This window comes from uncultured Corynebacterium sp. (assembly GCF_945649885.1).
GTDB lineage: Bacteria > Actinomycetota > Actinomycetes > Mycobacteriales > Mycobacteriaceae > Corynebacterium.
In genome coordinates this window covers 1-5004 of sequence record NZ_CALZFS010000156.1, presented here as the reverse complement: position 1 = coordinate 5004, position 5004 = coordinate 1, and the positions used below count along the sequence as shown (strand labels likewise).

Here is a 5004-nt window from a genome sequence, read left to right as displayed (position 1 = left end):
GAGAAGATCCACGCCCGTTCCACCGGCCCGTACTCCATGATCACCCAGCAGCCGCTGGGTGGTAAGGCACAGTTCGGTGGACAGCGTTTCGGCGAGATGGAGGTGTGGGCAATGCAGGCATACGGCGCTGCCTACACCCTGCAGGAACTCCTGACCATCAAGTCCGATGACGTGGTCGGCCGTGTCAAGGTCTACGAGGCAATTGTCAAGGGCGAGAACATCCCGGATCCAGGAATTCCTGAGTCCTTCAAGGTTCTCCTCAAGGAGCTCCAGTCGCTCTGCCTCAACGTGGAGGTTCTCTCCGCTGACGGCACTCCGATGGAACTCGCGGGCGACGATGACGACTTCGATCAGGCAGGCGCCTCACTGGGCATCAACCTGTCCCGTGACGAGCGTTCCGACGCTGATACCGCATAGCAGATCAACCAACACACGTTAGAAATCAAGCCAACATCCCCCGGTGACCATGAAGATGGTACTGGGGTGAAAGGGAGTTTTACGTGCTCGACGTAAACGTCTTCGATGAGCTCCGCATCGGCCTGGCCACCGCCGACGACATCCGCCGCTGGTCCAAGGGTGAGGTCAAGAAGCCGGAGACCATCAACTACCGAACCCTCAAGCCTGAGAAGGACGGTCTGTTCTGCGAGCGTATTTTCGGTCCAACCCGCGACTGGGAGTGCGCCTGCGGTAAGTACAAGCGTGTCCGCTACAAGGGCATCATCTGTGAACGCTGTGGCGTTGAGGTGACCAAGTCCAAGGTTCGCCGTGAGCGCATGGGCCACATTGAGCTCGCCGCACCGGTAACCCACATCTGGTACTTCAAGGGTGTCCCATCACGTCTTGGCTACCTTCTGGACCTTGCTCCGAAGGACCTGGACCTCATCATCTACTTCGGTGCGAACATCATCACCAGTGTCGATGAGGAGGCCCGCCACAGCGATCAGTCGACCCTGGAAGCAGAAATGCTTCTGGAGAAGAAGGACGTTGAGGCAGACGCCGAAACCGATATCGCCGATCGTGCTGAGAAGCTCGAAGAGGACCTCGCGGAACTCGAGGCTGCCGGTGCCAAGGCCGACGCACGCCGCAAGGTTCAGAATGCTGCTGAGAAGGAAATGCAGCACATTCGTGAGCGCTCCGAGCGTGAAATCGACCGCCTAGAGGAAATCTGGCAGACCTTCATCAAGCTCGCCCCGAAGCAGATGATCCGTGACGAGAGGCTCTACGACGAGCTTGTTGACCGTTACGAGGATTACTTCACCGGCGGCATGGGTGCAGAGTCCATCCAGAGCCTCATCCGCAACTTCGACCTTGACGCTGAGGCAGAAGAGCTGCGCGACATCATTCAGAATGGCAAGGGCCAGAAGAAGATGCGTGCGCTCAAGCGCCTCAAGGTTGTCGCTGCATTCCAGCGCTCCGGTAACGACCCAGCCGGCATGGTTCTGAACGCGATCCCAGTGATCCCGCCAGAGCTGCGCCCGATGGTTCAGCTCGACGGTGGCCGTTTCGCCACCTCCGACCTGAATGACCTGTACCGTCGCGTGATCAACCGCAACAACCGCCTCAAGCGCATGATTGAACTCGGTGCACCCGAGATCATCGTGAACAACGAGAAGCGCATGCTGCAGGAATCTGTGGACGCCCTCTTCGACAACGGTCGTCGTGGACGTCCGGTCACCGGACCGGGCAACCGTCCGCTGAAGTCCCTGTCTGACCTCCTCAAGGGCAAGCAGGGTCGATTCCGTCAGAACCTGCTGGGTAAGCGTGTTGACTACTCTGGCCGTTCAGTCATTATCGTTGGTCCTCAGCTGCGCCTCCACGAATGTGGTCTGCCGAAGCTGATGGCTCTCGAGCTGTTCAAGCCGTTCGTGATGAAGCGTCTCGTGGAAAACGAGTACGCACAGAACATCAAGTCAGCCAAGCGCATGGTTGAGCGTCAGCGACCAGAGGTGTGGGATGTCCTCGAAGAGGCCATCTCCGAGCACCCAGTGATGCTGAACCGTGCACCGACCCTGCACCGTCTGGGTATCCAGGCTTTCGAGCCTGTCCTTGTTGAGGGTAAAGCCATCCAGCTGCACCCACTGGCCTGTGAAGCGTTCAACGCCGACTTCGATGGTGACCAGATGGCAGTTCACCTGCCGCTGTCCGCTGAAGCACAGGCTGAGGCACGCATCCTGATGCTGGCCTCCAACAACATCCTGTCCCCGGCGTCCGGTAAGCCACTGGCCATGCCACGTCTGGACATGGTGACCGGCCTGTACTACCTGACCCTTGAGAAGTCCCCAGAGGAATTCGGCGGTCAGGGCTGCTACCAGCCAGCTGATGAGAACGGTCCGGAGAAGGGTGTCTACTCTTCCTACGCGGAGGCCATCATGGCCTACGACCGTGGCGTTCTCGGACTGCAGGCACCGATCAAGATCCGTCTTGATCACCTGCGCCCAGCAGCAGAACTCGAAGATGAACTGTTCCCGGATGGTTGGAAGCAGGGCGACACCTGGCTTGCCACCACCACCCTGGGCCGTGTCATGTTCAACGAGATCCTGCCGTGGAACTACCCGTACCTCGAGGGCGTCATGCTCCGTAAGGGATCCGGTTCCGACAAGATCATGCTTGGCGACGTGGTCAATGACCTCGCTGCCCGCTACCCGATGATCACCGTGGCGCAGACCATGGACAAGATGAAGGACGCCGGCTTCTACTGGTCCACCCGCTCGGGTGTCACCATCGCCATGTCCGACGTTCTGGTTCTCCCGAACAAGGACGAGATTCTTGACCGCTACGAGGCTACAGCACGTCAGATCGAAACCAAGTACAGCCGCGGTAAGCTCACCGGCCGTGAGCGCTACGACCGTCTGGTTGAACTCTGGAAGGACGCAACCGACGAAGTCGGTCAGGCTGTCGAGGATATCTATCCTGACGACAACCCCATTCCGATGATCGTCAAGTCCGGTGCTGCCGGTAACATGCGTCAGATCTGGACCCTTGCAGGCATGAAGGGAATGGTTGTTAACTCGAAGGGTGACTACATCACCCGCCCGATCAAGACTTCCTTCCGTGAAGGCCTGACCGTTCTCGAGTACTTCAACAACTCCCACGGTTCCCGTAAGGGACTTGCCGATACCGCGCTTCGTACCGCTGACTCCGGTTACCTGACCCGTCGTCTTGTTGACGTCGCCCAGGATGTCATTGTCCGCGTCGAAGACTGTGGCACCCGCCAGGGCGTTCGCGTCCCGGTCGCCACAGAGGTTCTGAATGCCACCGGTGCTGTGTCCGGCTACACCCGCCATGATCTGATCGAGACCTCCGTCTCCGGTCGTGTCCTGGCTGGCGACGCCACCAACGCTGCCGGCGAGGTTCTCCTCGAGGCAGGCACCGACCTGACCGAGCTCAACATCGATCTCCTCGTTGAGGCCGGTATTGAACAGGTCAAGGTCCGCTCCGTGCTGACCTGCCAGACCCCGACCGGTGTCTGCGCCAAGTGCTACGGCAAGTCCATGGCATCCGGCAACCAGGTCGATATCGGAGAGGCTGTCGGTATTGTCGCTGCACAGTCCATTGGTGAGCCTGGTACCCAGCTGACAATGCGTACCTTCCACCAGGGTGGTGTCGGTGGCGATATTACCGGCGGTCTGCCCCGTGTTCAGGAGCTGTTCGAGGCACGTGTTCCTAAGAACCGTGCACCGATCGCCTCTGCTGACGGTGTCATCCACCTTGAGGATGAAGGCAACTTCTACACTCTGACCATCGTTCCTGATGATGGTTCAGACAACGTTGTCTACGAGAAGCTGTCCAAGCGCCAGGGTCTTTCCTCCCTGCGCGTGCCGATGGAATCCAACCCGAGTGCGTTCATCGAGCGCACCCTGGCCGAGGGTGACCGCGTCACCGTTGGTACCCGTCTGCTCCGTGGCGCAGCCGATCCTCATGACGTCCTGGAGATTCTGGGTCGTCGTGGCGTTGAACAGCACCTCATTGATGAGGTCCAGGCTGTTTACCGTGCACAGGGTGTGGCCATCCACGATAAGCACATCGAGATCATCATCCGCCAGATGCTGCGTCGCGGTACTGTCATCGAGTCCGGTTCCACCGAGTTCCTCCCAGGTTCTCTCGTGGACCTCTCCGAGGCGAAGCTGGCAAACTCCGAGGCGATCTCCAATGGTGGTCAGCCGGCAGAGCTGCGTTCCGAGATCATGGGTATTACCAAGGCCTCCCTCGCAACCGAGTCCTGGCTGTCCGCGGCCTCCTTCCAGGAGACCACACGAGTGCTGACCGATGCTGCCATCAACAAGCGCTCTGACAAGCTGATCGGTCTGAAGGAGAACGTGATCATCGGTAAGCTGATCCCGGCTGGTACCGGTATCGCCCGTTACCGCAACATCTCCATCAAGCCAACCGAGGCTGCACGCAATGCTGCATACTCGATTCCGACCTATGGCGAGTCAATCTACGGCGACGACGGCTTCGGTGAATTCACCGGTGCCTCCGTCCCACTGGATGAGGCTTTCTAGAGCAAGGAAATGCTTTTCCAGCACTGAGCAATAACTGGTCGCTGAACGGGAAGGGCCCACGCTGAGATTCTGCAATAGAATCTCAGCGTGGGCCCTTCCTCCTTTTTGTGCCACCAATGGAACAACATGTGCCATGGGTGGGACGTGTGGTGTTGGCCTGGGATTGTCGATACCCGCTGGCGCTTAGTCGCGAGGTTTGGTGGTCACGCCGACCCCACCCATGACCGCCAGACCCTTCACCCGCACCACCGGAGCGTCGGCAGGCAGGGATGAAGGTCTGATCCGAACCTCCTTGTGTGCTGTTGCACCGAACCCACCCATCAATCCGATGCCATCACAGATCACCTGCACGCCCTCCGGCACGATGATGTCGATTCCGCCCATGAGAGTGAATGCGGTGATCGTGATGTCCCCGCTCTCGAAACGGGCTTCCCGCAGATCCACCACATTGCCACCCATCACGGCGATGCTGGTGTGGGTGGTGGGGCAGAGCCAGTTACCT

At 59.3% G+C, this 5004-nt stretch carries 2 protein-coding genes and 1 pseudogene; 2 read left to right on the top strand and 1 reads right to left on the bottom strand.

Features of this window, described 5'->3' with window-relative positions:
- Together Q0M74_RS12845 and Q0M74_RS12840 are read left to right on the top strand one after the other, a co-directional pair.
- A pseudogene (locus tag Q0M74_RS12845) lies at positions 1–417 on the top strand (DNA-directed RNA polymerase subunit beta); the annotation flags it as partial.
- Between the two features lie 83 nt (positions 418–500).
- Positions 501–4502: a DNA-directed RNA polymerase subunit beta' gene (locus tag Q0M74_RS12840; RefSeq protein WP_293955086.1), complete on the top strand. Its 4002-nt coding sequence runs from the start codon at positions 501–503 to the stop codon at positions 4500–4502.
- Between the two features lie 183 nt (positions 4503–4685).
- Here Q0M74_RS12840 and Q0M74_RS12835 read toward each other — a convergent pair.
- A partial coding sequence (locus Q0M74_RS12835) for a LiaF domain-containing protein (protein ID WP_293955084.1) occupies positions 4686–5004 on the bottom strand: 319 nt, incomplete at its 5' end.